Annotated in this window: 22 protein-coding genes; 11 read left to right on the forward strand and 11 right to left on the reverse strand. The window is 73.2% G+C overall.

Annotated elements, in window-relative coordinates:
- Positions 1-154 precede the first annotated feature (154 nt).
- On the forward strand, positions 155-2,479 hold the full coding sequence (metE, locus tag ACOTKD_RS09630) for a 5-methyltetrahydropteroyltriglutamate--homocysteine S-methyltransferase (protein ID WP_424888452.1): 2,325 nt from the start codon (positions 155-157) through the stop codon (positions 2,477-2,479).
- A 70-nt stretch (positions 2,480-2,549) separates the two neighbouring features.
- On the opposite strand, the gene ACOTKD_RS09635 is transcribed toward metE, so the two are convergent.
- Positions 2,550-3,323 (reverse strand): TetR/AcrR family transcriptional regulator, encoded by a 774-nt coding sequence (locus ACOTKD_RS09635; protein ID WP_424888453.1) that lies wholly within the window; start codon positions 3,321-3,323, stop codon positions 2,550-2,552.
- 96 nt (positions 3,324-3,419) lie between these two features.
- Between ACOTKD_RS09635 and ACOTKD_RS09640 the strand changes: the two genes are divergently transcribed.
- Positions 3,420-3,713, forward strand: coding sequence for a hypothetical protein (locus ACOTKD_RS09640; RefSeq protein ID WP_424888454.1), 294 nt, complete (start codon positions 3,420-3,422; stop codon positions 3,711-3,713).
- Positions 3,714-3,816: 103 nt separating this feature from the next.
- Entirely contained in the window at positions 3,817-5,463 is a 1,647-nt protein-coding gene (locus ACOTKD_RS09645; RefSeq protein ID WP_424888455.1) for a cytochrome b, read from the forward strand.
- 21 nt (positions 5,464-5,484) lie between these two features.
- Here ACOTKD_RS09645 and ACOTKD_RS09650 read toward each other — a convergent pair whose 3' ends face one another.
- Positions 5,485-6,042 (reverse strand): TetR/AcrR family transcriptional regulator, encoded by a 558-nt coding sequence (locus ACOTKD_RS09650; protein ID WP_424888456.1) that lies wholly within the window; start codon positions 6,040-6,042, stop codon positions 5,485-5,487.
- 124 nt (positions 6,043-6,166) lie between these two features.
- On the opposite strand from ACOTKD_RS09650, the gene ACOTKD_RS09655 reads away from it, so the two are divergent.
- Complete coding sequence (locus tag ACOTKD_RS09655; RefSeq protein WP_424888457.1) at positions 6,167-7,075, forward strand: hypothetical protein; 909 nt, start codon at positions 6,167-6,169, stop codon at positions 7,073-7,075.
- On the opposite strand, the gene ACOTKD_RS09660 is transcribed toward ACOTKD_RS09655, so the two are convergent.
- Positions 7,072-7,461: a cytochrome c oxidase subunit 4 gene (locus ACOTKD_RS09660; RefSeq protein ID WP_424888458.1), complete on the reverse strand. Its 390-nt coding sequence runs from the start codon at positions 7,459-7,461 to the stop codon at positions 7,072-7,074. The two genes, ACOTKD_RS09655 and ACOTKD_RS09660, sit on opposite strands and share 4 nt — an antisense overlap.
- Complete coding sequence (ctaD, locus tag ACOTKD_RS09665; RefSeq protein ID WP_424888799.1) at positions 7,458-9,062, reverse strand: cytochrome c oxidase subunit I; 1,605 nt, start codon at positions 9,060-9,062, stop codon at positions 7,458-7,460. Before ctaD ends, ACOTKD_RS09660 begins: the two co-directional genes overlap by 4 nt.
- A gap of 238 nt (positions 9,063-9,300) precedes the next feature.
- Here ctaD and ACOTKD_RS09670 point away from each other — a divergent pair, with 238 nt between their 5' ends.
- The 3 genes from ACOTKD_RS09670 (at position 9,301) to ACOTKD_RS09680 (ending at position 12,172) form a co-directional block, all read left to right on the forward strand.
- Positions 9,301-9,456 (forward strand): DUF5670 family protein, encoded by a 156-nt coding sequence (locus ACOTKD_RS09670; RefSeq protein WP_235482257.1) that lies wholly within the window; start codon positions 9,301-9,303, stop codon positions 9,454-9,456.
- A 144-nt stretch (positions 9,457-9,600) separates the two neighbouring features.
- Entirely contained in the window at positions 9,601-11,004 is a 1,404-nt protein-coding gene (locus ACOTKD_RS09675; protein WP_424888459.1) for a glutamine synthetase family protein, read from the forward strand.
- A 31-nt stretch (positions 11,005-11,035) separates the two neighbouring features.
- Entirely contained in the window at positions 11,036-12,172 is a 1,137-nt protein-coding gene (locus tag ACOTKD_RS09680; protein ID WP_424888460.1) for an amidohydrolase family protein, read from the forward strand.
- A gap of 4 nt (positions 12,173-12,176) precedes the next feature.
- Here ACOTKD_RS09680 and ACOTKD_RS09685 read toward each other — a convergent pair whose 3' ends face one another.
- The 4 genes from ACOTKD_RS09685 to ACOTKD_RS09700 all read right to left on the reverse strand — a co-directional run bounded on the left by ACOTKD_RS09685 (position 12,177) and on the right by ACOTKD_RS09700 (position 15,999).
- Positions 12,177-12,386, reverse strand: a complete 210-nt coding sequence (locus ACOTKD_RS09685; RefSeq protein ID WP_424888461.1) for a hypothetical protein — start codon at positions 12,384-12,386, stop codon at positions 12,177-12,179.
- A 137-nt stretch (positions 12,387-12,523) separates the two neighbouring features.
- The gene (locus ACOTKD_RS09690) at positions 12,524-13,804 is read right to left on the reverse strand and encodes a hypothetical protein (protein WP_424888462.1); all 1,281 of its coding nucleotides are present in this window, start codon (positions 13,802-13,804) and stop codon (positions 12,524-12,526) included.
- Between the two features lie 141 nt (positions 13,805-13,945).
- A complete protein-coding gene (locus tag ACOTKD_RS09695; RefSeq protein ID WP_424888463.1) occupies positions 13,946-15,238 on the reverse strand; it encodes a cytochrome P450 in 1,293 nt (430 codons plus the stop codon).
- A gap of 98 nt (positions 15,239-15,336) precedes the next feature.
- On the reverse strand, positions 15,337-15,999 hold the full coding sequence (locus ACOTKD_RS09700; RefSeq protein WP_424888464.1) for a DUF4360 domain-containing protein: 663 nt from the start codon (positions 15,997-15,999) through the stop codon (positions 15,337-15,339).
- Between the two features lie 253 nt (positions 16,000-16,252).
- Between ACOTKD_RS09700 and ACOTKD_RS09705 the strand changes: the two genes are divergently transcribed.
- On the forward strand, positions 16,253-17,248 hold the full coding sequence (locus ACOTKD_RS09705; protein ID WP_424888465.1) for an NAD(P)/FAD-dependent oxidoreductase: 996 nt from the start codon (positions 16,253-16,255) through the stop codon (positions 17,246-17,248).
- Here the strand turns inward: ACOTKD_RS09705 and ACOTKD_RS09710 are convergent.
- Together ACOTKD_RS09710 and ACOTKD_RS09715 are read right to left on the reverse strand one after the other, a co-directional pair.
- Complete coding sequence (locus ACOTKD_RS09710) at positions 17,226-17,888, reverse strand: NADPH-dependent FMN reductase (RefSeq protein WP_424888466.1); 663 nt, start codon at positions 17,886-17,888, stop codon at positions 17,226-17,228. The genes ACOTKD_RS09705 and ACOTKD_RS09710 overlap by 23 nt on opposite strands.
- Position 17,889: 1 nt before the next feature.
- A complete protein-coding gene (locus ACOTKD_RS09715; RefSeq protein ID WP_424888800.1) occupies positions 17,890-19,578 on the reverse strand; it encodes a glycosyltransferase family 2 protein in 1,689 nt (562 codons plus the stop codon).
- Positions 19,579-19,988: 410 nt separating this feature from the next.
- Here ACOTKD_RS09715 and ACOTKD_RS09720 point away from each other — a divergent pair, with 410 nt between their 5' ends.
- On the forward strand, positions 19,989-20,909 hold the full coding sequence (locus ACOTKD_RS09720; RefSeq protein WP_424888467.1) for an ATP nucleotide 3'-pyrophosphokinase: 921 nt from the start codon (positions 19,989-19,991) through the stop codon (positions 20,907-20,909).
- A 259-nt stretch (positions 20,910-21,168) separates the two neighbouring features.
- Positions 21,169-21,498, forward strand: a complete 330-nt coding sequence (locus ACOTKD_RS09725; RefSeq protein WP_235482267.1) for a putative quinol monooxygenase — start codon at positions 21,169-21,171, stop codon at positions 21,496-21,498.
- 80 nt (positions 21,499-21,578) lie between these two features.
- Here the strand turns inward: ACOTKD_RS09725 and ACOTKD_RS09730 are convergent, their stop codons facing one another.
- Entirely contained in the window at positions 21,579-22,466 is an 888-nt protein-coding gene (locus tag ACOTKD_RS09730) for a DMT family transporter (RefSeq protein WP_424888468.1), read from the reverse strand.
- A gap of 530 nt (positions 22,467-22,996) precedes the next feature.
- On the opposite strand from ACOTKD_RS09730, the gene ACOTKD_RS09735 reads away from it, so the two are divergent.
- Positions 22,997-23,710: a L,D-transpeptidase family protein gene (locus ACOTKD_RS09735; protein WP_424888469.1), complete on the forward strand. Its 714-nt coding sequence runs from the start codon at positions 22,997-22,999 to the stop codon at positions 23,708-23,710.
- The last annotated feature ends 172 nt before the right edge of the window (positions 23,711-23,882 follow it).

Consider the following 23,882-nt stretch of genomic DNA (forward strand, 5'->3'; position numbering starts at 1 on the left):
GGACGAAGTCTGGGGGAGCACACATCAGGCGGGCACACGCGGCGGCGCTACGAGCGACCGCACCGCGGCGGCGGCCCGCCCGGTCTGCCGTTCCTTCGCGCTCTCCGTCCGTCCCGGGGTCATGGACGCACGCACGCTCGCGAAGGAGAGTTCCGTGACCAGCAAGTCCGCAGCCGCGGCAGCACAGGCCACCGTCCACGGCTACCCCCGGCAGGGTCAGGGCCGGGAACTGAAGAAGGCGATCGAGGGGTACTGGAAGGGCCGTGTCACGGCCGAGGCCCTGCGGGACACGGCCGCCGCACTGCGCCGTACGAACTGGCAGCAGCTGGCCGGGGCCGGTGTGCACGAAGTGCCCACGGGCGACTTCTCGTTCTACGACCACGTCCTGGACACCAGTGTGATGGTCGGTGCGATTCCCGCGCGGCACCGCGCGACCGTCGACGCCGACGCCCTGGACGGCTACTTCGCCATGGCCCGTGGCACGCAGGAGGTGGCGCCGCTGGAGATGACCAAGTGGTTCGACACCAACTACCACTACCTGGTCCCCGAACTCGACCCCGGCACGGTCTTCACCGCGGACTCCACCAAGCAGGTCGCGGAGCTGAAGGAGGCCCTCGCGCTCGGCCTGACGGCCCGTCCGGTGCTCGTCGGCCCCGTCACGTACCTGCTGCTGGCCAAGCCCGCGCCGGGCGTCGCCGCCGGCTTCGAGCCGCTCACCCTCCTCGACCGGCTGCTGCCGGTGTACGCCGAGGTCCTCGCCGACCTGCGGGCCGCGGGCGCCGAATGGGTGCAGCTCGACGAGCCCGCCCTGGTCCAGGACCGCTCCCCCGCCGAGCTCAACGCCGCCGCCCGCGCCTACCGCGAACTGGGCGGCCTCACCGACCGGCCCCGGCTGCTGGTCGCCTCCTACTTCGACCGGCTCGGCGAGGCCCTCCCGGTCCTCGCCAAGGCCCCCGTCGAGGGCCTCGCCCTGGACTTCACGGGCCCCGCCGCCGCCAACCTCGACGACCTCGCGGCCGCCGGCGGGCTGCCCGGCAAGCGGCTCCTCGCCGGCGTCGTCAACGGCCGCAACGTGTGGATCAACGACTTCGAGAAGTCCCTGTCCACCCTGGGCACGCTCCTCGGCCTCGCCGGCCGGGTCGACGTCGCCCCGTCCTGCTCCCTGCTGCACGTGCCGCTGGACGCGGCGGCCGAGCGGGACATCGACCCGCAGATCGCCCGCTGGCTCGCGTTCGCCCGCCAGAAGGCCGCCGAGGTGGTCACGCTGGCCCGCGGCCTGGCGCAGGGCCCCGACACGATCGCGGCCGAGCTGGCCGCCAACCGCGCCGACCTGGCTTCGCGGGCGGGCTCGGCCATCACCCGGGACCCGGCCGTCCGCGCCCGCGCCGCCGCCGTCACCGAGACCGACGGCCGCCGCTCGCAGCCGTACGAGCAGCGGGCGGCCGCCCAGCGGGCCCACCTCGGCCTGCCCCTGCTGCCGGTCACCACCATCGGCTCCTTCCCGCAGACGACGGAGCTGCGCACCGCCCGCGCCGACCTGCGCTCGGGACGGATCGACGCCGAGGCGTACGAGGAGCGCATCAAGGCCGAGATCCGCGAGGTGCTCTCGTTCCAGGAGAAGGCCGGCATCGACGTCCTCGTGCACGGCGAGCCCGAGCGCAACGACATGGTGCAGTACTTCGCCGAGCAGCTGACGGGCTATCTGGCCACGCAGCACGGCTGGGTCCAGTCGTACGGCACGCGCTACGTCCGCCCGCCGGTCCTCGCCGGTGACATCTCCCGCCCGGAGCCGATGACGGTCCGCTGGACGCGCTACGCCCAGTCGGTGGCGGGCAAGCCCGTCAAGGGCATGCTGACCGGGCCGGTCACCATGCTCGCCTGGTCGTTCGTCCGCGACGACCAGCCGCTCGGCGACACCGCCCGGCAGGTCGCCCTCGCCCTGCGCGACGAGGTAGCCGACCTGGAGGCCGCGGGCACCTCGGTGATCCAGGTGGACGAGCCGGCGCTGCGCGAGACGCTGCCGCTGCGCGCGGCCGGCCACGCCGAGTACCTGGCGTGGGCGACCGAGGCGTTCCGCCTCAGCACCGCGGGCGTCCGGCCGGACACGCAGATCCACACGCACATGTGCTACGCGGAGTTCGGCGACATCCTCCGGGCCATCGACGACCTCGACGCCGACGTCATCAGCCTGGAGGCCGCCCGCTCGCACATGCAGGTCGCCGCCGAGCTGGCCACGGCGGGCTACCCGCGCGAGGTCGGGCCCGGCGTCTACGACATCCACTCCCCGCGCGTCCCCGGCGCGGACGAGGCCGCGGCGCTGCTGCGCAAGGGCCTGGAAGCGATCCCCGGCGAGCGCCTGTGGGTCAACCCGGACTGCGGGCTGAAGACCCGCGGCTGGCCCGAGGTCCGGGCCTCGCTGGAGAACCTCGTCACGGCGGCGCGGGAGGTCCGGGCGGAGCTGCCCGGCGGCGCTTCCTGACGCCGGAGTGACGAAGTGACGGAGGGGCGGGCGCCGGTGCGGCACGGCGCCCGCCCCTCCTGCCGTGGCGTCACCGCGCGGGCAGGATCCGGTCGAGGTGGTAGTCCAGCGTCGTCCGCACGTCGGCGAGGGTGCGCCGGCCGTGGAGCACGTCCATGCCCAGCCCCGTCACCCCCGACACCAGCAGATCGGCCTCCCGTTCGGGGTCGAGGCCGGGCGCCGGCCCCCCGTCCGCCGCGCACGCCTGCCGGATCAGGCCGGCGACGAGCCGCTCCACGGGCTGGGCGCCGTGCAGGAAGACCGCGGCGAGGGCCGGGTCGTTCAGGCTGCGCACGTAGTACGCGACGAAGACGCGCAGCGCATGGCGGCGCTGCTCGTCCAGCGGCAGGAACTCGCCGAGGACGGCGCCCAGCACGGCCCTCGGGTCCGCCGGGTGGGCGAGGCGCGCCATGCGCGCCCGGGCCCGCCGCTCGTTCTCCTCGTGCAGCAGGTGCAGCGCGGCGACGAGGAGGCCGTGCTTGCTCCCGAAGTGGTACTGGACCACCCGCAGGGAGACCCCCGCCGCGGCCGCGACCTCGCGCATGCTGGCGGCCTCCAGGCCCCGCTCGGCGGCGATCCGCCAGACGGCCTCCGCGATCTGCTGCCGCCGCGATCCCCCCTCGGCACGGGCGGCGGGCCCGGCGGCCGCGGGCGGTGCGGCAGCCGCACGGCCACGTGCGCCGGCCCGCCGCCGGTACGCCTTGGCCTGGCAGCTGCGCGAGCAGTAGACGGGCGGGCGGCCCCGGTCGGCCGCGGCGAGCGGGGCCGAGCAGACACGACACCCCACCGGATTTTCGTCACGCATGAAAACACTGTACTCCGCGAGGAATTCCGTGATGAAATACTCCTACATGCCCGATTTTCCTGCATCATGGATACAGTCGTATCAACCAACCGAACCATGATCGGAGGAGGCGTCGTGCACGAGGCCTGGTACAGGGTGATGTCCATCGTGGTGCTCGTCGTGGGTGTCTGGGAGGGCCCGCTGGCGATCCTCTACCGGCTCGTCAGCGACGACGAGGGCACCGTCCTGCGAGCGGCGAACTACCTCCCCTCGCCCTGGTGCTACCCCGCGGCGGTCACGGCGGCGGTCCTCCTGTACGGCGTGCTGGCCGTGCTCGACGCCGGGCGCGAGAAGGCGCTGGCCCGTCAGAAGGCGCGGGACGACGCCCGGAGCGCCGCGCAGTCCGGGTGACACCCGGCGATCGTGCGGTTGAGCTCCCGGCACGCCGGTTACCCATCAGCCGCGGTCCCGCGCGCGGAAGCGGGTGCCGGCGAGCCGACAGGGAGCGTGGCGGGTGAAAGAGAAGGTCCGGGAGGCGGCCCTGACCGGCTTCGTGGCGCTGGACCGGCGACTGCCGGCCGCCGAGGCGGCGAAGGCGCTGCTGCGCAAGGCGTTCCCCGACCACTGGTCGTTCCTCCTGGGGGAACTCGCCCTCTACAGCTTCGCCGTCCTGGTGCTCACCGGCTCCTACCTGACGCTCTTCTTCGACCCGGGCATGACGCAGAGCGTGTACGCCGGGCCGTACGAGCCGCTGCGGGGCCTGCGGATGTCGCAGGCGTACCTGTCGACGCTCGACCTGAGCTTCGAGGTGCGGGGCGGGCTGCTCATCCGGCAGGTCCACCACTGGGCCGCGCTCGTCTTCGTGGCGGCGATCGCGGTCCACATGCTCCGGGTGTTCTTCACCGGCGCCTTCCGCAGGCCCCGGGAGGTCAACTGGGTCGTGGGCCTGACGCTGTTCGTCCTCGCGCTCCTCGAAGGCTTCGCCGGCTACTCGCTGCCGGACGACCTGCTCTCCGGGACGGGGATGCGGACGGCGAACACGATCGTGTTGTCGATCCCGGTCGTGGGCACGTACCTGAGCTCGTTCATCTGGCGCGGGCCGTTCCCGGGGCACGTGATCCTTCCCCGGCTGTACGTCGTGCACGTGCTGTTCGTGCCCGGTGTGCTGATCGCCCTGATCACCGTGCACCTGATCCTGGTGGTCTACCTCAAGCACACGCACTGGGCGGAGCGCGGCAGGACGAACCGCAACGCCGTCGGGCAGCCCATGTTCCCTCAGTTCGTCACGAAGTCCACGGGCCTGTTCCTGATGATCTTCGGCCTGCTGACCGCGCTCGGCGGGCTCGCCCAGGTCAACCCCGTCTGGGCGTACGGGCCCTACCGGGCCGACCAGGTGGCGACGGACGCCCAGCCCGACTGGTACGTGGGGTTCCTGGAGGGCGCCCTGCGCGTGATGCCCCCGTGGGAGACGGTGCTGTGGGGGCACACCTTCATGTGGAACGTGCTGATCCCGGCGGTCGTCCTGCCGGGCCTGCTGTTCACGGGCCTCTATCTGTATCCCTTCCTGGAGAAGTGGATCGCCGGGGACCGCTCGGAGCACCACCTGGCCGACCGCCCCCGCAACCAGGCCGCCCGCACGGCCCTGGGCGTGGCCGGCATCGTCTTCTACGCGGTCCTGCTGGCGGCCGGCGGCAACGACGTGATCGCGTTCTCCTTCCGGGTCTCCGTCAACACCCTGACCTGGATCTTCCGCATCGCGGTGGTCCTCGGCCCGGCGCTCGCCTTCTGGGTCACCCGGCGCATCTGCCTGGCCCTGCAGGCGCACGACCGCAGACTGCTCACCGAGGGCCACGAGAGCGGGAACGTCGAGCAGGACGTCCAGGGCGGGCTCGGCGAGGGTCACGAGGCGCTGTCCGCCACCCGCGGCTACCGTCTGATGGTGCGTGAGATCCCGCGGCCGCTCGCGGCCCCCGCGGGGGAGCTGCCCCGCCGGCAGCGGCTACGGCTGGCCCTGAGCTCCTGGTACTACGGCGACCGCGTCGAGGTCCCGGTGACGCCCGAGCAGCGGCGTGCCATCGAGGAGCGGACGGCCGCGCCGGTCGAGCCCGCCGAACCGGCCCCGCCCGCGGGACCGAACGCACCGGCCGAGCGGGGCACCTAGCCGTCCGGACGGGCACTGTCCCTACTGCAGCAGCCGGCGCTGGATGAGCTCCATGACCTCGGCCGGGCTGCGTCCGCCGTGGTCGACGTCCAAGAGGCGGTTGCCGATCCACACCGTGAAGCACAGCGTGCAGCGGACCTCGACGTCGTCGGGGTCGGTGCAGAATCCGCCGAACAGCTCGCGCAGGTACTCCATCCGCCGGTTGTCCACGCGTCGCAGCCGTTCCGCCACGGCCGGCTCGCGCCGCGCCCAGTCGCGCACCGCGAAGTCGGTGAAGATGTCGGTGAGCAGGCCGTCGCCGGAAGCGGCGACGGTGAACAGCCGCCGCAGCCTGGTCCGCGCGTCTCCGCCGGCGGCCTCGACCTTCTCGATGAGCGCCGTGGTCGCGTCCCCTTCCCAGGCGTCGAGCATCTCCTCGAGCAGGGCCTGCCGGTCGGCGAAGTGCCAGTAGAAGCCGCCCCGGGTGACGCCGAGCGCCTTGGCCAGCAACTCGATCCGCACCGCCTCCACCCCGCCGGAGGTCAGAGCTTGAAGGCCGGCGGCAATCCAACTGCCGCGCGGGGTACGCGTCGTCGCCATGAGACAGGTCACCTCTCCAGCATCTATACAGCACTGTATGGATCACCCTATCGTCTTCCATACAGCGCTGTACGGAAGTGCGCAGGGTGAGTACGGCTGATTCCCCGACAGCGGGAGGTACTGCATGAACACCTCGGCGAAGACCATGACGCGGGACACGGGCGCCGCGACGGCGGCCGTCGCGCGGCCGTGGGCCCTGTGGGCCGCCGTGGCCGTGGCGACGGTCACCGCGGCGCTGCACACGTTCGTGCAGGCCGCCCCGACCGTCGACGCGCTGATGGCCGGCGACGCCGCTGCGGAGGCTCAGCAGGGGCTCCGGATGATGTGGCACGGCATGTCGGCGATCGCCTGGAGCTATCCGGTCGTCCTGGTGCTCCTGCGGCACCGGCCGGCCGCCGTCACCAGGCCGGCGCTCGGCTGCGTCGCGCTGCTGAACGGCTCACAAGCGGTGATGTACGCGGCGACCGGGCTGGCGGGCCACGGCGTGTCCGGGCTCCTGTCGCTGCCGGAGTGGGCACTGCACGCCCCCGTTGCGGTCCTGGCCTGGCTGGCCCGTCCGGCCCGGCCCCCGGGCGGGCCGGCGCCGAAGGCCCGCCGCAGCCGCGGACGGCTGGTGCTGCTGTGGCTCGCGATCGCCTTCTCCGCCTTCATGGCGGCCTTCCACACCGTCAGCGGCACCTTCGACTCCTGGCCGGCCGACTTGCTGGACAGCGACACCGCCCTCGGCCCGAAACTGACCCTGTACGCGATGTGGCTCTTCAGCTGCGTGCTGTTCTGGACGGTCCCGCTGACCGTGGTGTGGGCACTGCGGGCGCGCACGGAAGCAGGCCGGTTCCTCCTCGCCTACGTCGCCCTCCTGGTGACGGCCCTGGCGGTCTCGTGGGCCGTCACGAAGGCGCTCGGGACAGCCCCCGACCTGCCGCCGGTCGGTCCGGTCTCCCTCGGCCTCAACGCCGCTCTCACCGTACTGAGCGCACGACCGCGGCCGCGGCCGGACGGGCGGAACGCCGAAGGGCCGTCAGGCACCGCCTAGTCGCGCTGGACGTACTGGAAGGACATCCCGGCCACGCCCGCGGCCAGGACCCCGAAGCCGATGATGAACAGCCACAGGCCGAAGACGATGCCCAGGGCCGAGAGGGCGGCGCCCAGGGCGGTCAGGGGCGGGTAGGCGCTGCGCGGCGGGAAGAAGTCCAGCGGGCCCGCGCGGTCGGCGATGGCGGCCTTCTCGTCGTCCTCCGGCCGGGCGCCCCGGCGGCGGTAGTTCATGGCGAAGAAGAAGGACATCAGCGACGCCATGACGAAGGAGACCGTCAGCGCCGCGGTCCCCGCGGGCTCGCGGCCGGAGAGCCAGACGTAGACGGCCCCGGTGGCCAGGAAGAAACCGGCGACGCCGGCGAAGAGGACCGCCTCTGTCTTCACTTCGGGATGCTCCTCGTCGGCGCCGTCTCCAGGGCTTCCGGGTGGTGCAGGTCGAAGGCGGGGGAATCGGACCTCACCCGCGGCAGTGCGCGGAAGTTGTGGCGCGGCGGCGGGCAGCTCGTGGCCCACTCCAGGGAACGGCCGTAGCCCCAGGGGTCGTCGACGGTCACCTTCGGCGCGTGGCGGGCGGTGCGCCACACGTTGTACAGGAACGGCAGGGTCGAGATGCCGAGCAGGAACGCGCCGATGGTCGAGACGGTGTTCATGAGCGTGAACCCGTCGGTGGCGAGGTAGTCGGCGTAGCGCCGGGGCATTCCGGACTCGCCGAGCCAGTGCTGCACCAGGAACGTGATCTGGAAGCCGGCGAAGAGCGTGAAGAAGTGGATCCTCCCCAGCCGTTCGTCGAGCATGCGGCCCGTCCACTTGGGCCACCAGAAGTAGAAGCCGCCGAACATGGCGAAGACGACGGTGCCGAAGAGCACGTAGTGCAGGTGGGCGACGATGAAGTACGTGTCGGTGACGTGGAAGTCGAGCGGCGGCGAGGCGATGAGGACGCCGCTGAGGCCGCCGAGCAGGAAGGTGACCAGGAAGCCGACCGCCCACAGCATGGGCGTCTCGAAGGAGACGCTGCCGCGCCACATCGTGCCGATCCAGTTGAAGAACTTCACTCCGGTGGGGACGGCGATCAGGAAGGACATCAGGGAGAAGAAGGGCAGCAGGACGGCTCCGGTCGCGAACATGTGGTGCGCCCACACGGAGGCCGACAGCATGGTGATGGCGATGGTGGCGCCCACCATCCCGGCATAGCCGAAGAGCGGTTTGCGGCTGAACACCGGGATGATCTCGGTGATCACACCGAAGAACGGCAGCGCGACGATGTAGACCTCGGGGTGGCCGAAGAACCAGAACAGGTGCTGCCACAGCAGGGCGCCGCCGTTGGCCGCGTCGAAGACGTGGGCGCCGAACTTCCGGTCCGCTTCCAGGCAGAGCAGGGCGGCGGTGAGGACGGGGAAGGCGAGCAGCGCCAGGATGGAGGTGAAGAGGATGTTCCAGGTGAAGACCGGCATGCGGAACATCGTCAGGCCCGGCGCGCGCAGGCAGACGATGGTGGCGATGAAGTTCACCGACCCCAGGACCGTGCTCAGGCCCGCCACGACCAGGCCCATCGCCCACAGGTCGCCGCCGGCGCCGGGCGAGTAGACCGCGCTGTTGAGCGGGGCGTAGGCGAACCAGCCGAAGGGCGCGGCACCGCCGGGGACGACGAAACCGGAGACGACGATCAGCCCGCCGAGGAGGAACAGCCAGTACGTCATGGCGTTCAGCCGCGGGAACGCCACGTCCGGGGAACCGATCTGCAGGGGCATCACGGCGTTGGCGAACCCGGCGAACATGGGCGTCGCGAACAGCAGCATCATGACGGTGCCGTGCATGGTCACCAGCTGGTTGTACTGCGCGGTGCTGACGAGTTGCAGCCCCGGCCGGGCCAGTTCCGCCCGCATGACCATCGCCATGAGCCCCGCGAGGAGGAAGAAGCAGAAGGCGGTCACCAGGTACATGTTCCCGATCACCTTGTGATCGGTGGTGGTGAGGTACGCCAGCATCCTGCTGCCCAGCCGGACCGGGGGGCCGTCGGCGGTCTCCGTCGCCCCGTCGGTTCTCTCCTGCTCCAGCTGCGGCATCGCCCCTCCGTGGGCCCGTGCCCGTTGCGGCGGGCGCCTCGTGTGTAGCCGGGTGCGCCGGAGCGCAAACCACGAATCGGCCATTCGGACGGGCGGCCGGAAGCACACCGCCCTTAGCCGGCCCGGATGCGGGCAGACGAGGGAAAAGGAGGTAAGACTCATGGTTCCCCTGCTGATCGTTCTTCTCCTCGCGCTGCTCCTCTTCGGCGCAGGCTTCGCACTCAAGATCCTCTGGTGGGTCGCGATCATCGTGCTGGTCCTCTGGCTCCTCGGCTTCCTCGTCCGCTCCGGCGGGGGCCGCTGGTACCGCTGGTAGCAGCCGGGCCCCGGCTTCGGCTCCGCGGCCGGCGACCGGCGGCCGGATCGGGCCAGGGGTACGGCGTTTCGTCACCGGGCGCGCCCTCGTGGGGTGTAATGGCCCACAGGAGTGGCGAGACACCGGGCATCCCCAGGAGCGAGCGTGGACACACCACCGCACGAAGCCGCGGCCTCGGCCGCACGTCAGGAAGCGGCGCGCCTGACCGCCAAGGACATCCACGGCATCGCCCTGACCTGGGTCGACAACGCGGGCATCACCCGCGTGAAGGCCGTCCCCACCGCCCGGCTCGCCCACGCGGCACAGTGGGGCGTGGGCATGTCGCCCGTCTTCGACGTGTACCTCAGCGACGACTCCGCCGTCACCAGCCGTCACATCGGCGGCCCCGACGGGGACCTGCGCCTCTTCCCCGATCTCGACCGGCTCACCGTCCTCGCCGCCCAGCCGGGCTGGGCCTGGGCCCCGGTCGACCGCCACGAACAGGACGGCACCCCGTACGCGGCCTGCCAGCGCCTGTTCGCGCGCCGCATGACCGACCGGGCCGCGCAGGCCGGCCTCGAACTGCGCATGGGGTACGAGACCGAGTGGGTCGTCACCCACGCCGCGGACCGGGCCGGCGAGCAGGCCGTTGCGGGCGGCGGGGCCCGCGCGGCGGACGGCTCCCCGCGCTACGCCGGCCCCGGCCCCGCCTACGGCATGACGCGCGTCGTCGGGCTCTCCGACTACGTGCGCGACGTCCTGCGGGCCCTGGCCGCCCAGGGCATCGACGTGCTGCAGATCCACCCGGAGTACTCCCCCGGCCAGTTCGAGGTCTCCACCGCCGCGGCCGGCCCCGTCACCGCCGCTGACCACACCGTGCTCGTCCGGGAGACCATCCGCGCCGTGTCCGCGCGCCACGGCCTGGACGCCACGTTCGCGCCCCTCGTCGAGCCCGGCACCGTGGGCAACGGCGCGCACCTCCACCTCAGCCTCTGGCGGGACGGCCGCAACCTCTTCCGCGGCGGCGACGGGCCGTTCGGCATGACCGGGCCCGGCGAGGCGTTCCTCGCCGGTGTCCTCCACGAGCTCCCCGCCCTGCTGGCGATCACCGCCCCGCACCCCGCGGGCTATCTCCGGCTCGCCCCCTCCCGGTGGGCCGGCGCCTTCCAGTGCTGGGGCCCCGAGAACCGGGAGGCGGCGCTGCGCTTCATCCCCGGCCCGGCCCGGGACCCGGGCAGCGCCAACGCCGAGATCAAGTGCATCGACGCGACGGCCAACCCGTACCTGACCGCGGGCGCGGTCATCGCCGCGGGCCTGAACGGCATCGAGCGGAAGCACACCCTGCCCGACCCCGTCAGCGGCGACCCGGCGGTCACCGGCGCCGCCGTGCCCCGGCTGCCCACGAGCCTGCCGGAGGCCCTCGACCGCCTCCGCGGCTCGGAACTCCTGCGGGACGCCCTCGGGGAGCCGCTCTACGAGGCGTTCCTGGCCGTCCGCGAGGGCGAGCACGCGCGCACGCGGCACGACTCCCCGGAGGCCGTCGTCTCGGGCCTCCGGCACCGGTACTGACGAGGACTCGACTCCACGGAGGGGCTGCGCCATGGTGAACCCGGCGGATCCGGTGGACCTGACGGACCCGACGGACCTGGTGGACCACCACTGCCACGGCGTGGCCCGCGGCCCCCTCGACGAGGCCCGGTTCCTGTCCTACCTGACCGAGTCCGACGCGCCGGCCGCCGGCGGCACCACGTTCTTCGACAGCCAGCTGGGCTTCGCCGTGCGCCGCTGGTGCCCGCCGCTGCTCGGGCTCCCCGCCCACTGCCCGCCCGCCGACTACCTCGCCCGCCGCGCCGCACTGGGGGAAGAGGAGACCCGCAGGCGGCTGCTGCGCGCCACCGGCATCAGCGACTACGTCGTCGACACCGGCCTCGCCGACGGCCTCACCACCCCCGAGGAGCTCGCCGCGGCGGGCGGCGGGCGCGCCCACGAGATCGTCCGGCTGGAGACCGTCGCCGAGCACGCGGCGCAGAAGGCAGGCACCGGCCGGGAGTTCCTCGACGGCCTGCAGGAGGCCGTGCACGAAGCGGCCCGTACGGCCGTGGGCTTCAAATCGGTGGCCGCCTACCGCCACGGCCTCGGCTTCGACCCCGCGCCGCCGGGCCCCGGGGAGCTCGGCGCCGCCGTGGACCGGCTGCTGGCCGCGCGCGACGCCGGCCGCCGCCTCCACGACCCCGTCCTCCTCCGCCACCTGCTGTGGACGGCCGCCGGAACCGCGCTGCCGCTGCAGATCCACACCGGGTTCGGCGACCCCGACCTGCGCCTGCACCGCAGCGACCCGGCCCTGCTCACCGACTTCATCAAGGCCGTACGGCCCACGGGCTGCCCGCTGGTCCTCCTGCACGCCTACCCGTACCACCGCAACGCGGCCTATCTCGCCCACGTCTTCCCGCACGTCCACGCCGACATCGGGCTGACGCTCTCGTACACCGGGGCGCGCGCCGCGGCCGTCCTCGCCGAGGTGCTGGAACTGGTCCCGTTCGGGAAGGTCATGTTCTCCACCGACGCCTACGGGCTGCCCGAGCTGTACGTGGCCGGCGCCCGCCTGTTCACGCAGGCGGTCCGGCAGTTGACGCACGCGTGGGTGGCCGAGGGGGCGTGGCCCGCCGCCGACGCGCCCCGGATCGCCGCACTGATCGGCTCCGGGAACGCGCGGCGGCTGTACGGGCTGGTGCCCTGAGCCGTCAGACGATGCCTTCGAGCGGATTCTGAACGGACAGCACGCGGCCGCTGAAGAGGCCCACGTCAATCACTCCGTCCGCCAGCGCCGTGACGGTTCCGCCCAGAACGCTGGCATCGACATCCGCGTGCGCCGGTGAGGCCAGCGCCACCCCGCACACGCTCAGCAGGACGGTGGCGGCAGCCGTCGTCAGGGCGGAGCGCAGACGCTTCATCACGAACTCCTCGCTATGTGGGGATCTGTCACCCGACTGCTACCTTCCGGGCACGCCCGTCACCCCCGTTCTGCCCGCACGCGCCGACGCGCGCCACCGCGCGCCCCGGTGGTGAGCCGGGGCCGCCCGGCGGAGCGTCAGCGGGCCACCGTGGGCGGGGCGTTCTCCTCCGCTCCCTGCAGGTGCGCCCGGATGTGGCCGGCCGCGCCCTCGCCGCCGGGGACCCGTTCCCACAGGGCGAGCAGGGCGGGGGCGAGACGGTGTGCCTGATCGCCGCTGTGCTGCCAGCAGTAGTGCGCGCGTTTCAGCGCTGCCAGGGCCTCTCCGTCGACGGGTCCGCTGCGGCCGAAGCGGGCGGCGGCGGCCGTCATCCACAGCTCGGCGGCCCGGGAGTGGTCGCCGGCCATGCGGGCGAGGTCCGCACGGACTTCGACCCACAGCCCCGCCTCGGGGCTGTCGGGCCCGTAGTGGCGCAGGGCCTGTTGCTCGCCCGCGGCGGCCATGGCGGCGGCCTCGTTGTGCCGGCCGGCGTGGGCGGCGGCCAGGATGCCGGGCAGGAGGTCGTCCTGGGCGGGGACGGGAGCCGGGACGGCGGCGGGTGCGGGGCCGGGGTCCGGGGGCAGGACCGGGGCCGGCTCGGGCTCGGGCTCGGGCTGTCGCAAGGAAGCCGGTTGCTGCGGGGGAGCCGGTTCGGCGGGCGCCCAAGGCTCCGGTTGCGGGTGCGGTCGGGCCGCGGCGGCGACGTTGGCCAGGACCGGGCCGGGCGTTCCCCACTGCAGGGGCACGGTGTCCGGGCCCGCTCCCGCTGCGAGCAGGGCGCGCCGGTGGATCGTGGGCACGTCGAGCACGGGGCCGGCGTGGGGGTCGCCGGTCTGCAGGGCTTCGATGAGGGCCCGCGTGTACGGGCCGGCTTCGCGCGCGGGCGCGGGCGGGACGGGGTTGATCACGCCGAACAGGGGCACGCCCTGGGCGAGTTCTCCGGAGCCCGCCCCGCTCACGACGTGCGGCCAGGCGGCGGCGTCGGCCTCCAGGTCCGCCATCAGCAGCAGCGGTCCCGCGTGGGCCTGCAGGGTGCGCAGCAGCCACGCCCAGGGCAGCCCGGTGTAGCGGACGGCGGCCGGGGTGCTGCCGGAAAGGGCCAGGTGCAGCTCGCCGCCGCGGCGGGCGGGGACCATCAGCCGCCCCGTCACCCAGACCAGGAGCGGGCCGGGCACCGCCGCGGCGTGCTGCAGGTAGGCGAGGGCGCTCTGCGGGCCCTCCACCGCGGGCAGTTGGACCACGTCCACGGCGTCCGCGGCGAGGAAGCGGCGGGGGTGGGCGCCCGCGACGGCGTGCGCGGTCGGATTCGGCAGGACACCTCGCCGCCGGTCAGGCGTACCGTCCAGTAACAGCACACAACCCCGGACCGTGTCGACCACTACGCACTTCCTCCCTGGCAGCACACAAAGGCACAGGCCACTGTAGAGCCCATGCGTACGGCCGGGGGAGGAAGTCCCTCCGACCGCCCGGCCGGCGGGCCCGCGGGTGCCGGGCCCGGCACCCGGGCGCAGCCGGCCGGGTCAGCCGGCGGAGCCGGCGCGGACCACCGGAAGGTGCCGCGGGCCGCGGACGAGGAGGCCCGGGCGGTAGGGAAGCGTGGCGGGGTCTGCGGCGAGGGTGAAGGCCGGCATCCGGCCGTCCTCACCGAAAAGCATCGGAAGAGCCACCTCCGCTTCAAGCCGGGCGAGCCGGGAGCCGAGGCAGAAGTGCGGGCCGTGTCCGAAGGCCGCGTGGGGCGCCGCCCGTTCAGCTGCCCCTGCACCCGCCCTTTCGGCCGCCCGTTCGCCGGAGGCGGCGTAGCGGCCGGGCCGGAACGCGTCCGGCTCGGGGAAGACGCCGGGGTCGCGGTTGGCCGCGGCGAGGACCACGAGGACCGAGGCGTCGGCGGGCAGGACCACGCCGTCGCCCAGGTCGACCTCCTCGGTCGTGCGCCGCCACGTCGTCCCCTCCAGCGGGCTGGCGTGGCGCAGGGCCTCCTCGGCCACGGCGGCCCAGCGCGCGGGCCCGCCCTTCCGGGCCGCGGCCAGCTCTTCGGGGTGGGTGAGCAGGAGGAGCGAGGCGGAGGCGAGCAGGTTCATGGTCGTCTCGTAGCCGGCGAAGAGCAGCAGGAACGCCATCGCGAGCAGTTCGCCGTCGTCCAGCCCGCCTTCGGCCTCGTCGTGGACGAGGGCGCTGAAGAGGTCGTCGCCGGGGGCCCGCCGCTTCTGGGCGATGAGTGCGGTGAAGTAGCCGTGGAGGCTGGTCCACGCCCGGTCGACGGCGCCGGCGGGGAGGGCGTCCGCGGGCGAGCCGACCTGGTAGGTCCAGGTGCGCAGGTCGGCCCGGTCGGCGGTGGGGACGCCGAGCACCTCGCCGATGACGAGGACGGGCAGCGGGAAGGCGAAGGCGTCGACGAGGTCGGCCGTGCCCTCGCGGGCCAGCCGGCCCGCCACGTCCGTCACCAGTTCCGCGGTGAGCTGCTCGATGCGGGGGCGGAGGGCGTCGACCCGGCGCGGGGTGAAGGCGGCGGTGGTCAGCCGGCGCAGCCGGGTGTGGTCGGGGGCGTCGGTGTTGAGCATGTGGCGGGCGAGGCAGCCGCGGGCGCGCTGGGCCGGCGAGTCCGGCTTGGGGCGGCCCGCGGCGCGCGGGGGCACGTTGGAGAAGCGCGGGTCGGCCAGGACCTCCCGGGCCTGCCGGTAGCCGGTGACCAGCCAGGCGTCCGTGCCGTTGGCCAGCGCCACGCGTGCCGCGGGGCCCGTGGTACGCAGGTGGGCGTAGTACGGGTAGGGGTCGCGTGCGAACGAGGGGTCCGCGGGGTCGAGGGTGTCGAGCACCTGTTCATCCTCGCCGGTCCCGGCGGCTTCCGGACAGCGGGGCCGATACCAGTGCCGGCGAGGGCTGCCTTGTTCGGTTCCCACAACCCCGGGGGTGGCTACGGCTTGGGCGGGCACTCCTTCCAGGCCAGGCGGTAGACGGTGTTGATGGCGCCGTCCGTGGAGTCCATGGCCATGAAGCTGGTGGTCTTCGTGGGGTCGGAGGTGCCCGCTCCGACGGTCAGCTCGGTGTTGACGTTGAAGTTGCGCTGCTCGCCGCAGGGCGCCCACACGTACTGCGCGATCTCATTGGTGTCGGTGGCCTGCCAGCTGTCGTCGAGCGCACCCTTGAACTGGTGCGCTTTGACGGCGGTCTGCGATTGTCCCTGGAAGTAGTACGAGGCCTTCTGCTCGCCCGTGGCGCCGGGTTCGAGATGGGCATATCCGCGGTAGTCGACGCTCGCAATCGCGTACGTGAATCCGTGCGGCACATGGACGATCAGATTCAATTGGCAGTTCTTACGGAAGTCCGTCGGTTTCGTTCCCAGCCCCACCTGGGCGAGGTATTGGCTGTACGTGACGGTGAACGCGGTGTTGTCGAGGGAGACGGCCACGGCCGCGGTGCCCTGGGGACAGCCGGAACCGTTCACCGTCGCGACTTCGATCACTATTTTGTCGGGCGGCACGGCGATCGCCGGGGCCGCCGCGTGCGCGGGCAGGACCGGGCCGCATATCGCGGCCAGTGCCGCACCGCAGAGGACGAGCACTCTGGATCTGGACATGGCGCTCCCATGGCTAGTCGTCGCCGTGCTCAAGGGGATCGCTCCCGGAGGATCGGAGTGAAGAAAGGCCGGATCCGGGTGAGGAATCCATTCCACAGGGCGGTGGAGAAGTCAACAGCGCGATATCTGGGAAACGACGTTCCGGACACCTGAACCCCGCTGTTCTCTGCGCCGGAAACCGGTGCCGCAATCCCGTGCGGAACCGGCTGCCCGCACGGCCGCGGGCCGGCGCCCGCGGCGCTACCGTGTCGGCATGACGAGCGATGCGATCGTCGTGGGGGCCGGGGTCATCGGGCTGACCACCGCGGTGGTGCTGGCGGAGGCCGGGCTGCGGGTGGAGGCCTGGAGCCGTGAGCGGCCCGCGGAGACCACCTCCGCCGTGGCCGGCGGCCTCTGGTGGCCGTACCGGATCGAGCCCCGGGAGGCCGTCGCCCCCTGGGCCCTCGCGTCCTTCCGGCAGCTGTCCCGCCTCGCGGACCGGCCGGACGAGACGGGCGTCCGGCTCGTCGACGGGACGCACGCGAGCACGGAGCCGGAGGAGCGGGCCGACTGGGCCGCGGGCGTTCCGGGGCTGCGGCCGGCCGGTCGTGAGGAACTGCCCGCGGGCTACGGTCACGGCCTCCGCGCCCGTACGCCCCTGGTGGACATGCCGGCATATCTCGGATATCTGCAGCGGCGGTTCGCCGCGGCGGGCGGCACCGTCGTCCACCGGGCCGTGGCGCACCTGGCCGAGGCGGGCCGCGCCGCACCGGTCGTCGTCAACTGCACCGGGCTCGGCGCCCGCGACCTCGTCCCCGACCCGCGGGTGCACCCCGTGCAGGGACAGGTCGCCGTCGTGGAGAACCCGGGGGTCACCGAGTGGCTCGTCGCCGAGGACAGCGCGACGGGAGAGTTCCTCCACGTCTTCCCGCAGCCGTACGGCGTGGTCCTCGGCGGGATCGCCCGCGAGCACGTCTGGGACCGCGCCCCCTCGCCCGCCACGGCCCGGTCGGTCATCAGCCGCTGCGCGCAAGTGGACCCCCGGCTGGCGGGGGCCCGGGTCCTGGCCCACCGGGCGGGCCTGCGCCCGGCCCGCTCCCCCGCGCGGCTGGAGGCCGGCCGGCTGCCGGGCGGGGCACGCCTGGTCCACAACTACGGCCACGGCGGGGCGGGGGTGACGGTGTCGTGGGGCTGCGCGCTCGCGGCGGCGGAGCTCGCGGGCGGGGACGGCGGCCGGGAGGGCCCGGTCAGTCCTGGGCGCGCTGGGTGACGGGGGCGTCCGTGCAGTCGCCGAGGAACTCGTACCAGCGGCGGCGCAGGCAGACGTAGCGCGTGTCCGCCTCGACCAGCCGCAGGAACGACGTCACCGCCTCCACCAGGCGTGCGTGGAGTCCGCTGTCGGAGAGGTCGCCGTCGCCGGTGAAGCCCTCGTGCGCCTTGGCGAGGCTGAACATGTCGGGGTAGACGCGCGTGCCCAGGTGTTCGAGCGGGACGCGCAGGGCCCACAGCCCGCGGTTGCCGCCCACCATGGAGGGCGACGCGGAGACCAGCAGGGCGTGCTTGTCCTTGAACGGCTGGGGGCGGACGCGGGAGACCCAGTCGATGGCGTTCTTCAGCCCGCCGGGCATCGAGGCGTTGTACTCCGGGGAGGAGATGACCAGCGCGTGGCACGCGGTCAGCCGGTCGCGCAGCGCGAGCGCCCCGGGAGGCGGGCCCTCGGCGGCCTCGGCGTCGCCGTTGTAGAGCGGCATCGCGAACTCGTCCATGTGGGCGTGGTCGACGTCCGCGCCCGCCTCGTCCCGGACCAGGCGGGCCACCAGCGAGGCCAGCCGGGCGTTGAGCGAGTCGGTCCGCAGGGACGCGCCGAGCACGAGCACGCGCATGGGGCCGGGAGCGGCTTCGCCGGCCATGTCAGGCGGCACTGTGCTGGGTGCGGGGGCGGGAGACCGCCGGGCCGTCGCCGGTGCCCCGGCCGCTCGGCCAGCGGTCGCGCGCCCGGCCCGCCAGCCACACTCCGGCCGGCCCCAGCGCGGTGACCATGGCCATGCCGGCCCATACCCGCATGGCGACGGAGGAGTGTCCCAGCAGCACCGACGCCACCAGGCACACCCCGAACATGCAGGCCCACCACAGATGCGTACGGAACGTCGCCGTGCAGTCCCCCGACGCCGACGCGCCCTTCGGGGTCACCACGAAGCCCGAGCGGCGGCGCAGCAGGGCCTGGCCCATGGCCCGCGCGTAGAGGGGGGCCGACACCGCCGACATCACCATCCCGGCCACGCCCGAGGAGCCCTCCGGCTCGTGCGGGCTGACGTTGTGGCGGCGGTTGATGACGTACAGGCAGATCTGCAGCACGGCCGCGTCGCCGTAGAGCATCAGCCACACCTGCGAGGGCACGTTGATGCCCGAGGCCCCGAGGCAGAGGAAGAGGACGCAGGAGACGCCGCCGAGGACCCAGGTCATGGCGGCCATGGGGTAGTAGGCGACCAGCAGGCAGTAGTTCCACAGGCGGCCCAAGGACAGGGACCACACCGCCCGCCCGAACTGCCGCAGGAGCGTCTCGAACGTCCCGCGTGACCAGCGCAGCTGCTGGGAGAAGAAGTCCGTCCACGACGAGGGGCCCTCGCCCACCGCCAGGACGTCGGGGGTGTAGACCGAGCGCCAGCGGCGGCCCGTCGCCGGGTTCTTCCGCCGGTGGATCTCCAGGCCCGTCGCCATGTCCTCGGTGATCGAGTCGTAGAAGCCGCCGATCTGCTGCAGGACGCTCACGCGCACGCAGTTGGACGTCCCCACGAACATCGGCGACCCGTACCGGTTGCCCGCGCGCTGGACGAGGGCGTGGAAGAGGAACTGCTGGCTCTCGGCGGCCTTCGTCACCCGGGCCGAGTAGTTCCCGTACACCTGGGGGCCCACCACGAAGGCCACGTCCGGGTCGCGGAAGTAGCCCAGCATGCGCTCCAGGAAGTTCGGCAGCGGCACGTGGTCGGTGTCCACGCACGCCACGAAGTCGTAGTCATGGCCGTGCGCGTCCAGCCAGGCGTTGTAGTTGCCGTGCTTCGTCCGGGCCCGGAACTTCCCCGACGGCCGGTTGTAGCGCGCCACGCCCTTCCGGGAGAAGTGCCGTACGCCCAGCCGCCCGCACAGCGCCCGCGCGCCCGGGTCGTCGCCCTCGTCCAGCAGCCACACGTCCACCAGGCCGTCGTAGCCGACCCGCACCGCCCCCTCCAGCGTCGCCGACACCATGGCGAGGGGCTCCTTCCCCGGTACGAACGTCGTGCAGAAGGCCACCCGCGCGCCGGGCTGCGCGCGCACCGGCACGGGATCCCGCGCCACGCACGAGGCGTGGGCCACCGAGACCACGTTCACCACGCGGAACACCTCGACGAGCGCGACCGACGCCAGCATCACCGCGTCCACCGACCCCGGCCATCCGGGCCGCACCACCCAGTGCCCCGGCCACAGCAGCCACACCAGCACGCCCGCCGCCGTCAGGGGAGCCAGCCCCACCAGCAGCCCCATCCACAGCCCCGCGAAACCCGCCCGGCCCCGCAGCGCCCGGTACCCCACCCGGTAGGGCCCCCGCGGCGGGGGCTCCTCCATCGTCCCCGCCAGGCGGCTGAAGCCCTCGTAGTCGTAGTCCCCGCCCGGTGCCCCGGTCACCACGGGCGGCACCGCGCGCCGCTCCCCCGCGGGCCCCGGTACGGCGCTCCCGCCGCCGGCGTCCTCGTCGGCGACCACGCCGCACCCCGACACCCGCACTCCACCCACCACCGCAACCACCGCCCATTCCCCCAGCGCCGAAAAACTACCCCCAAAGGGGTCATTAGTCCGCAAAACGTAACAACGCATCTGAGCGATCATCCGAAGAATGCGGCCAACACACCCCCTGGTCACCCGCACGGCCCACAGGGCCCGGACGACCACATTCCGCCCCGCAACCGCCGCGATCCGGCCAAAGGCGGGCCGCAGCGCGTGCCGTTCAGTTACCGGTGCGGGTGACGACCAGTTGTATGGGGCGCCGGACACCACACCTCACGCGCCGAAGGACGAATCACACGGTGATCAACAACCGCACTGCCCCTCGACTCGCTGTCGCCGCGGCGCTCGCCGCCGCCCTGAGCGCCGGACCGGTGCAGAGCGCGCTCGCCGACGTCCGGGCAGGGGGACACCCCGCGTCCGCCGGCAAGACGGTCACGGCGGCCGGAGCGGCCAAACCGGCCAAGGCGGAGCGGCTTCCCGACGGTGACGGCGGTTGGCAGGGCGACGGCCTGTCCCTCAACGCGGCGGACAACAAGAAGGTCGACGCGTTCCTCGCCCGCGCCCGCTCCGCCGAGCGGACGGTCAGCCCCGAGATGGAGGCCGTGGCCCGCATCAGCCACGCCACCCTCGTCGGCTTCGACCACCGCCTGAAGTCGCCGGACTCGCTCAAGCGCAAGGTCGCCACGGCCATGAAGGAAGCCCCCGGGCAGACCGTCGACGCCACCCTGGCCAGGATCAGCGACTCCGTCCGCTACACCCTCCAGTGGCCGGACGGCAGCTACACCAACGGAGTGACGATCGCCTCCTCCGCCCTGGCCCTCTGGGGCAACGACAGCGTCAAGTGGTCCAACACCTGGGGCCGGAAGCACGGCTACAAGGGCATCAACGCCGCCTGGCGCGACCCGCACTCCCAGCACGTCTTCGAGGTGCAGTTCCACACCCCGTCGAGCAAGTGGGCCCAGGAGGCGACGCACAAGCTGTACGAGGAGCAGCGGCTGCCCACCACCTCGCCCGAGCGCGCCCGCGAGCTCCAGGAGCAGCAGGACGCCATCTTCATGTCCGTGCCCGTCCCCGACGGCGCGGAGGACCTCACCGCGCCCGCGCAGGCAGCCCGGCCGCAGCAGGCACAGACGCTTCCGGCCCCGGTCGAGCGGGCAGCGCCGGCCGCGTAGCGGGCTCCGGCGGACGGGTCGGCGGCCCCGCGAGCGGCTCCGGCGGTCGGGCGGGCGGCTGCCCGTCCGACTGGCCGTCCCGCCGCAGCCGGGGTGCAATTTTCCGGGAGGGCCGGAATCGCTGTCGTCCCTGCTTCACCGGGTGCCCACGCCTCCGCCAGCGTGGGCACCGGCACGGGCGCTCCCGCCCGCCGCCGTCGGCAGGGGCCGGGACCGGCCCGGTGCCCCGGACCGCCGCCCGAACACGACAGGAGCCGCCATGATCTTGATCGTCGTCAAGATGACCGTCCGCCCCGAGTACACCGAGAAGTGGCTCGACCTCGTCGAGGACTTCACCCAGGCCACCCGGGACGAGCCGGGCAACCTGTTCTTCGAGTGGTCCCGGAGCGTCGACAACCCGAACCAGTTCGTCCTCGTGGAAGGCTTCGCCTCCCGCGAGGCCGGCGACGCGCACGTGAACTCCGCGCACTTCAAGACCGCCATGGACGAGATGGCCGAGGCCATCGCCACCACGCCGCAGATCATCAGCACCGAGGCTCCCGGCAACGGCTGGTCCGCGATGGCGGAGCTCACGCCCCGCAACCTCTGAGAGCACCCTCCGGTGGCGGAGCGGCGCGGCCGTTCCGCCACCGCGGCATGTCCCGGGCCGTTCTCCGGCGGGGCGGTGCGTCAGCCGGCCCCGGTGCGGGCCGCCGTCGTCACCAGGTCCCGCGCGAGGGCGACGCGGGAGATCGTCAGCGCCCCGTACAGCACCAGGGCGGCCCCGGCGGCCTCGGGGAGGATCCACCAGCCGCCGCGGACGTGCTCCTCGTACAGGGTGATGCCCAGCGAGAGGCTCACCAGGGCGTCGCCGAGGGTGAGGGCGGGCTGCGAGGCGGTGAGCGGGCCGGACTGCATGGCGTTCTCCAGCAGGAAGAGGGCCATGACGCCGGCTACGGCGAACCCGTACGTCTGCCAGGCGAGGAAGAAGGCGCCGGCGCCGCCGTCCTGCCAGGCGTGTGTCGCGTCCTTCATCAGGGCGGCGGTGAGGGCGTAGCCGACGGCGGCCGCGGTGCCGAAGCACGCGGCCCGCAGGCCGCCTTCAAAGTGGCGCAGGGCCGTGGCGGTCAGCACGCCGATGAGGGCGAGGCAGCAGAGGAGGGCGAGCAGCCAGCGGTCCGCGGGCGGCCGTCCGGTGCCGGGGGTGGGCGCGGCGGCGGCGAGGGCCGGGCCGAGTCCGGCCGCGATGCAGACGGCTCCGCGCCAGGCGGGCCCGGTGACCCTGCGGCCCAGGATGAGTCCTCCGAGCAGGAGGGCGAAGGGCAGTTCCAGTACGAAGACGGGCTGGACGACGGCCATGGCGCCCTGTGACAGCGCGAGCGCCTGGAGGCAGGCGGCGGCCATGACGGCGGCCATTCCGCCGAGCCAGGCCCTGCGGCGCAGGAGTTGGGCGAAGAGGGACAGCCGCAGCCCGGGAGCGAGGGGGACGGTACGGGCCGCGCGGCGCTGCAGCACGACCGCCAGGGCATTGCTGACCGCGGCGAGCACGGCGAAGAGGATCGCGGGGAAACTCCGCACGGCGCCGCTCCTTTTCGGGCCCCACCGCCGGAATCGGGTATTCCTCGGCGGTGGATCCGGAATGCTCATTGCTGCCTATCTTCCGCCGGTCGCGGGCGCATTCGGACCAGGCACACCGACGGGGTCCCGGGCGCCCATGGCGGAGAATCGCTGACCGTCCGCACGGAGAAGTGAGCGGACATTGACAAGCGGGCGCGGCACCGCAAAAGTTGGCCCGCAAGCGAAAGGCACGGGAATGCAGGCGAGTTGTCCGTCGTCGGCGCCGTCGACGGCAGAGGGCAGCTGTCCGGCGGAGCCGTTCGCGCGAAGTCGCTCAGCAGGCCCGCGGTTCACCTCGTGAGCAACGGAATCAAGGGCCGGGTCACCGGCCCGCCCGCGAGGGACATGGACGACGTCGACCAGAGCAAGATCGTGAACGTCTCGCCCGCCGCCCCGAACCCGGTCCCCACGGGCGCCCCCGTCTCGTGGCGGTGCGCTCGTTGCTCCGTTCCGGCTGCAACCACCGGCCGGTGCTATCAGTCTTACGTCATATGGGAACACTTAGCAGGAACAAGACGGTGCGCCCGGTCGCGGCACGCCGGCTCGGGGTGCTGCTGGGCACGCTCGGGCTGACGGCGCCGCTGATGCTGGCGATAGGCGGGCCGGCCCAGGCCGCGCCCGCCTGCACGACCCGGACCGGGCCCTACCAGAAGGAGGCCGAGAAGTTCCTGGGCAGACCGGTGGACGGCCGGCAGTCGCCCGCCGACTGCAAGGCGATCCAGGACTTCCAGACCAGTCACCGCATCACGCCGAACATCGGCTTCGCGGGGCCCGTCACCTGGGCGGCGATGCAGGACGAGATCACCCGGCGGGACCCCAACGCCGCCGGGAAGTGCCCGGTGAACAAGGGCCGGATCGCCTGCGTCGACCTCACCCGCCAGATCAGCTGGATACAGGACGGCCGGACCGTCAGGTTCGGCCCCGTCCCGGTCCGCACGGGACGGTCCGGCTACGAGACGCGGACCGGCTCGAAGAAGATCTACTGGCGGTCGATCGACCACTGGTCGACGATCTACAACGTGCGGATGCCCTACGCGCAGTTCTTCGACGGCGGGCAGGCCTTCCACGCCATCGACGGCAGCGTGTGGTCCCCGCCCGGCTCGCACGGCTGCGTGAACATGCGCAACGGCGACGCCAGGACGTACTGGTCCATGCTGGGCAACGGCGACAACGTCTTCGTCTACGGCCGCAAGCCCGGCACCTGAGCGGACCCGGAGAACCCCTCCGCTCCGCGGTCCGGACGGCCCCCGCTCCCCGAGCGCGGGGGCCGTCCCCGCCCCCACCACCCGGACGGCCGAACCCGGCGTCGCCGAGAGCGCCAAGCGGTCCCCGGGCTCCTGGACCACCCGGTCGGACCATTCCGCGGGCCCGCTTCGG

Source organism: Streptomyces sp. XH2 (assembly GCF_049725035.1).
Taxonomy (GTDB): Bacteria; Actinomycetota; Actinomycetes; order Streptomycetales; family Streptomycetaceae; genus Streptomyces; species Streptomyces roseoverticillatus.

What these genes read in the sequence shown, in the direction of transcription:
- ACOTKD_RS09635 (WP_424888453.1), bottom strand. Translation starts at nt 3,323, where the DNA reads ATGCGTGACGAAAATCCGGTGGGGTGTCGTGTCTGCTCGGCCCCGCTC.
- ACOTKD_RS09640 (WP_424888454.1), top strand. Translation starts at nt 3,420, where the DNA reads ATGATCGGAGGAGGCGTCGTGCACGAGGCCTGGTACAGGGTGATGTCC.
- ACOTKD_RS09650 (WP_424888456.1), bottom strand. Translation starts at nt 6,042, where the DNA reads ATGGCGACGACGCGTACCCCGCGCGGCAGTTGGATTGCCGCCGGCCTT.
- ACOTKD_RS09655 (WP_424888457.1), top strand. Translation starts at nt 6,167, where the DNA reads ATGAACACCTCGGCGAAGACCATGACGCGGGACACGGGCGCCGCGACG.
- ctaD (WP_424888799.1), bottom strand. Translation starts at nt 9,062, where the DNA reads ATGCTGGCGTACCTCACCACCACCGATCACAAGGTGATCGGGAACATG.
- ACOTKD_RS09670 (WP_235482257.1), top strand. Translation starts at nt 9,301, where the DNA reads ATGGTTCCCCTGCTGATCGTTCTTCTCCTCGCGCTGCTCCTCTTCGGC.
- ACOTKD_RS09680 (WP_424888460.1), top strand. Translation starts at nt 11,036, where the DNA reads ATGGTGAACCCGGCGGATCCGGTGGACCTGACGGACCCGACGGACCTG.
- ACOTKD_RS09685 (WP_424888461.1), bottom strand. Translation starts at nt 12,386, where the DNA reads ATGAAGCGTCTGCGCTCCGCCCTGACGACGGCTGCCGCCACCGTCCTG.
- ACOTKD_RS09700 (WP_424888464.1), bottom strand. Translation starts at nt 15,999, where the DNA reads ATGTCCAGATCCAGAGTGCTCGTCCTCTGCGGTGCGGCACTGGCCGCG.
- ACOTKD_RS09705 (WP_424888465.1), top strand. Translation starts at nt 16,253, where the DNA reads ATGACGAGCGATGCGATCGTCGTGGGGGCCGGGGTCATCGGGCTGACC.
- ACOTKD_RS09710 (WP_424888466.1), bottom strand. Translation starts at nt 17,888, where the DNA reads ATGGCCGGCGAAGCCGCTCCCGGCCCCATGCGCGTGCTCGTGCTCGGC.
- ACOTKD_RS09715 (WP_424888800.1), bottom strand. Translation starts at nt 19,578, where the DNA reads ATGGAGGAGCCCCCGCCGCGGGGGCCCTACCGGGTGGGGTACCGGGCG.
- ACOTKD_RS09720 (WP_424888467.1), top strand. Translation starts at nt 19,989, where the DNA reads ATGGGGCGCCGGACACCACACCTCACGCGCCGAAGGACGAATCACACG.
- ACOTKD_RS09725 (WP_235482267.1), top strand. Translation starts at nt 21,169, where the DNA reads ATGATCTTGATCGTCGTCAAGATGACCGTCCGCCCCGAGTACACCGAG.
- ACOTKD_RS09735 (WP_424888469.1), top strand. Translation starts at nt 22,997, where the DNA reads ATGGGAACACTTAGCAGGAACAAGACGGTGCGCCCGGTCGCGGCACGC.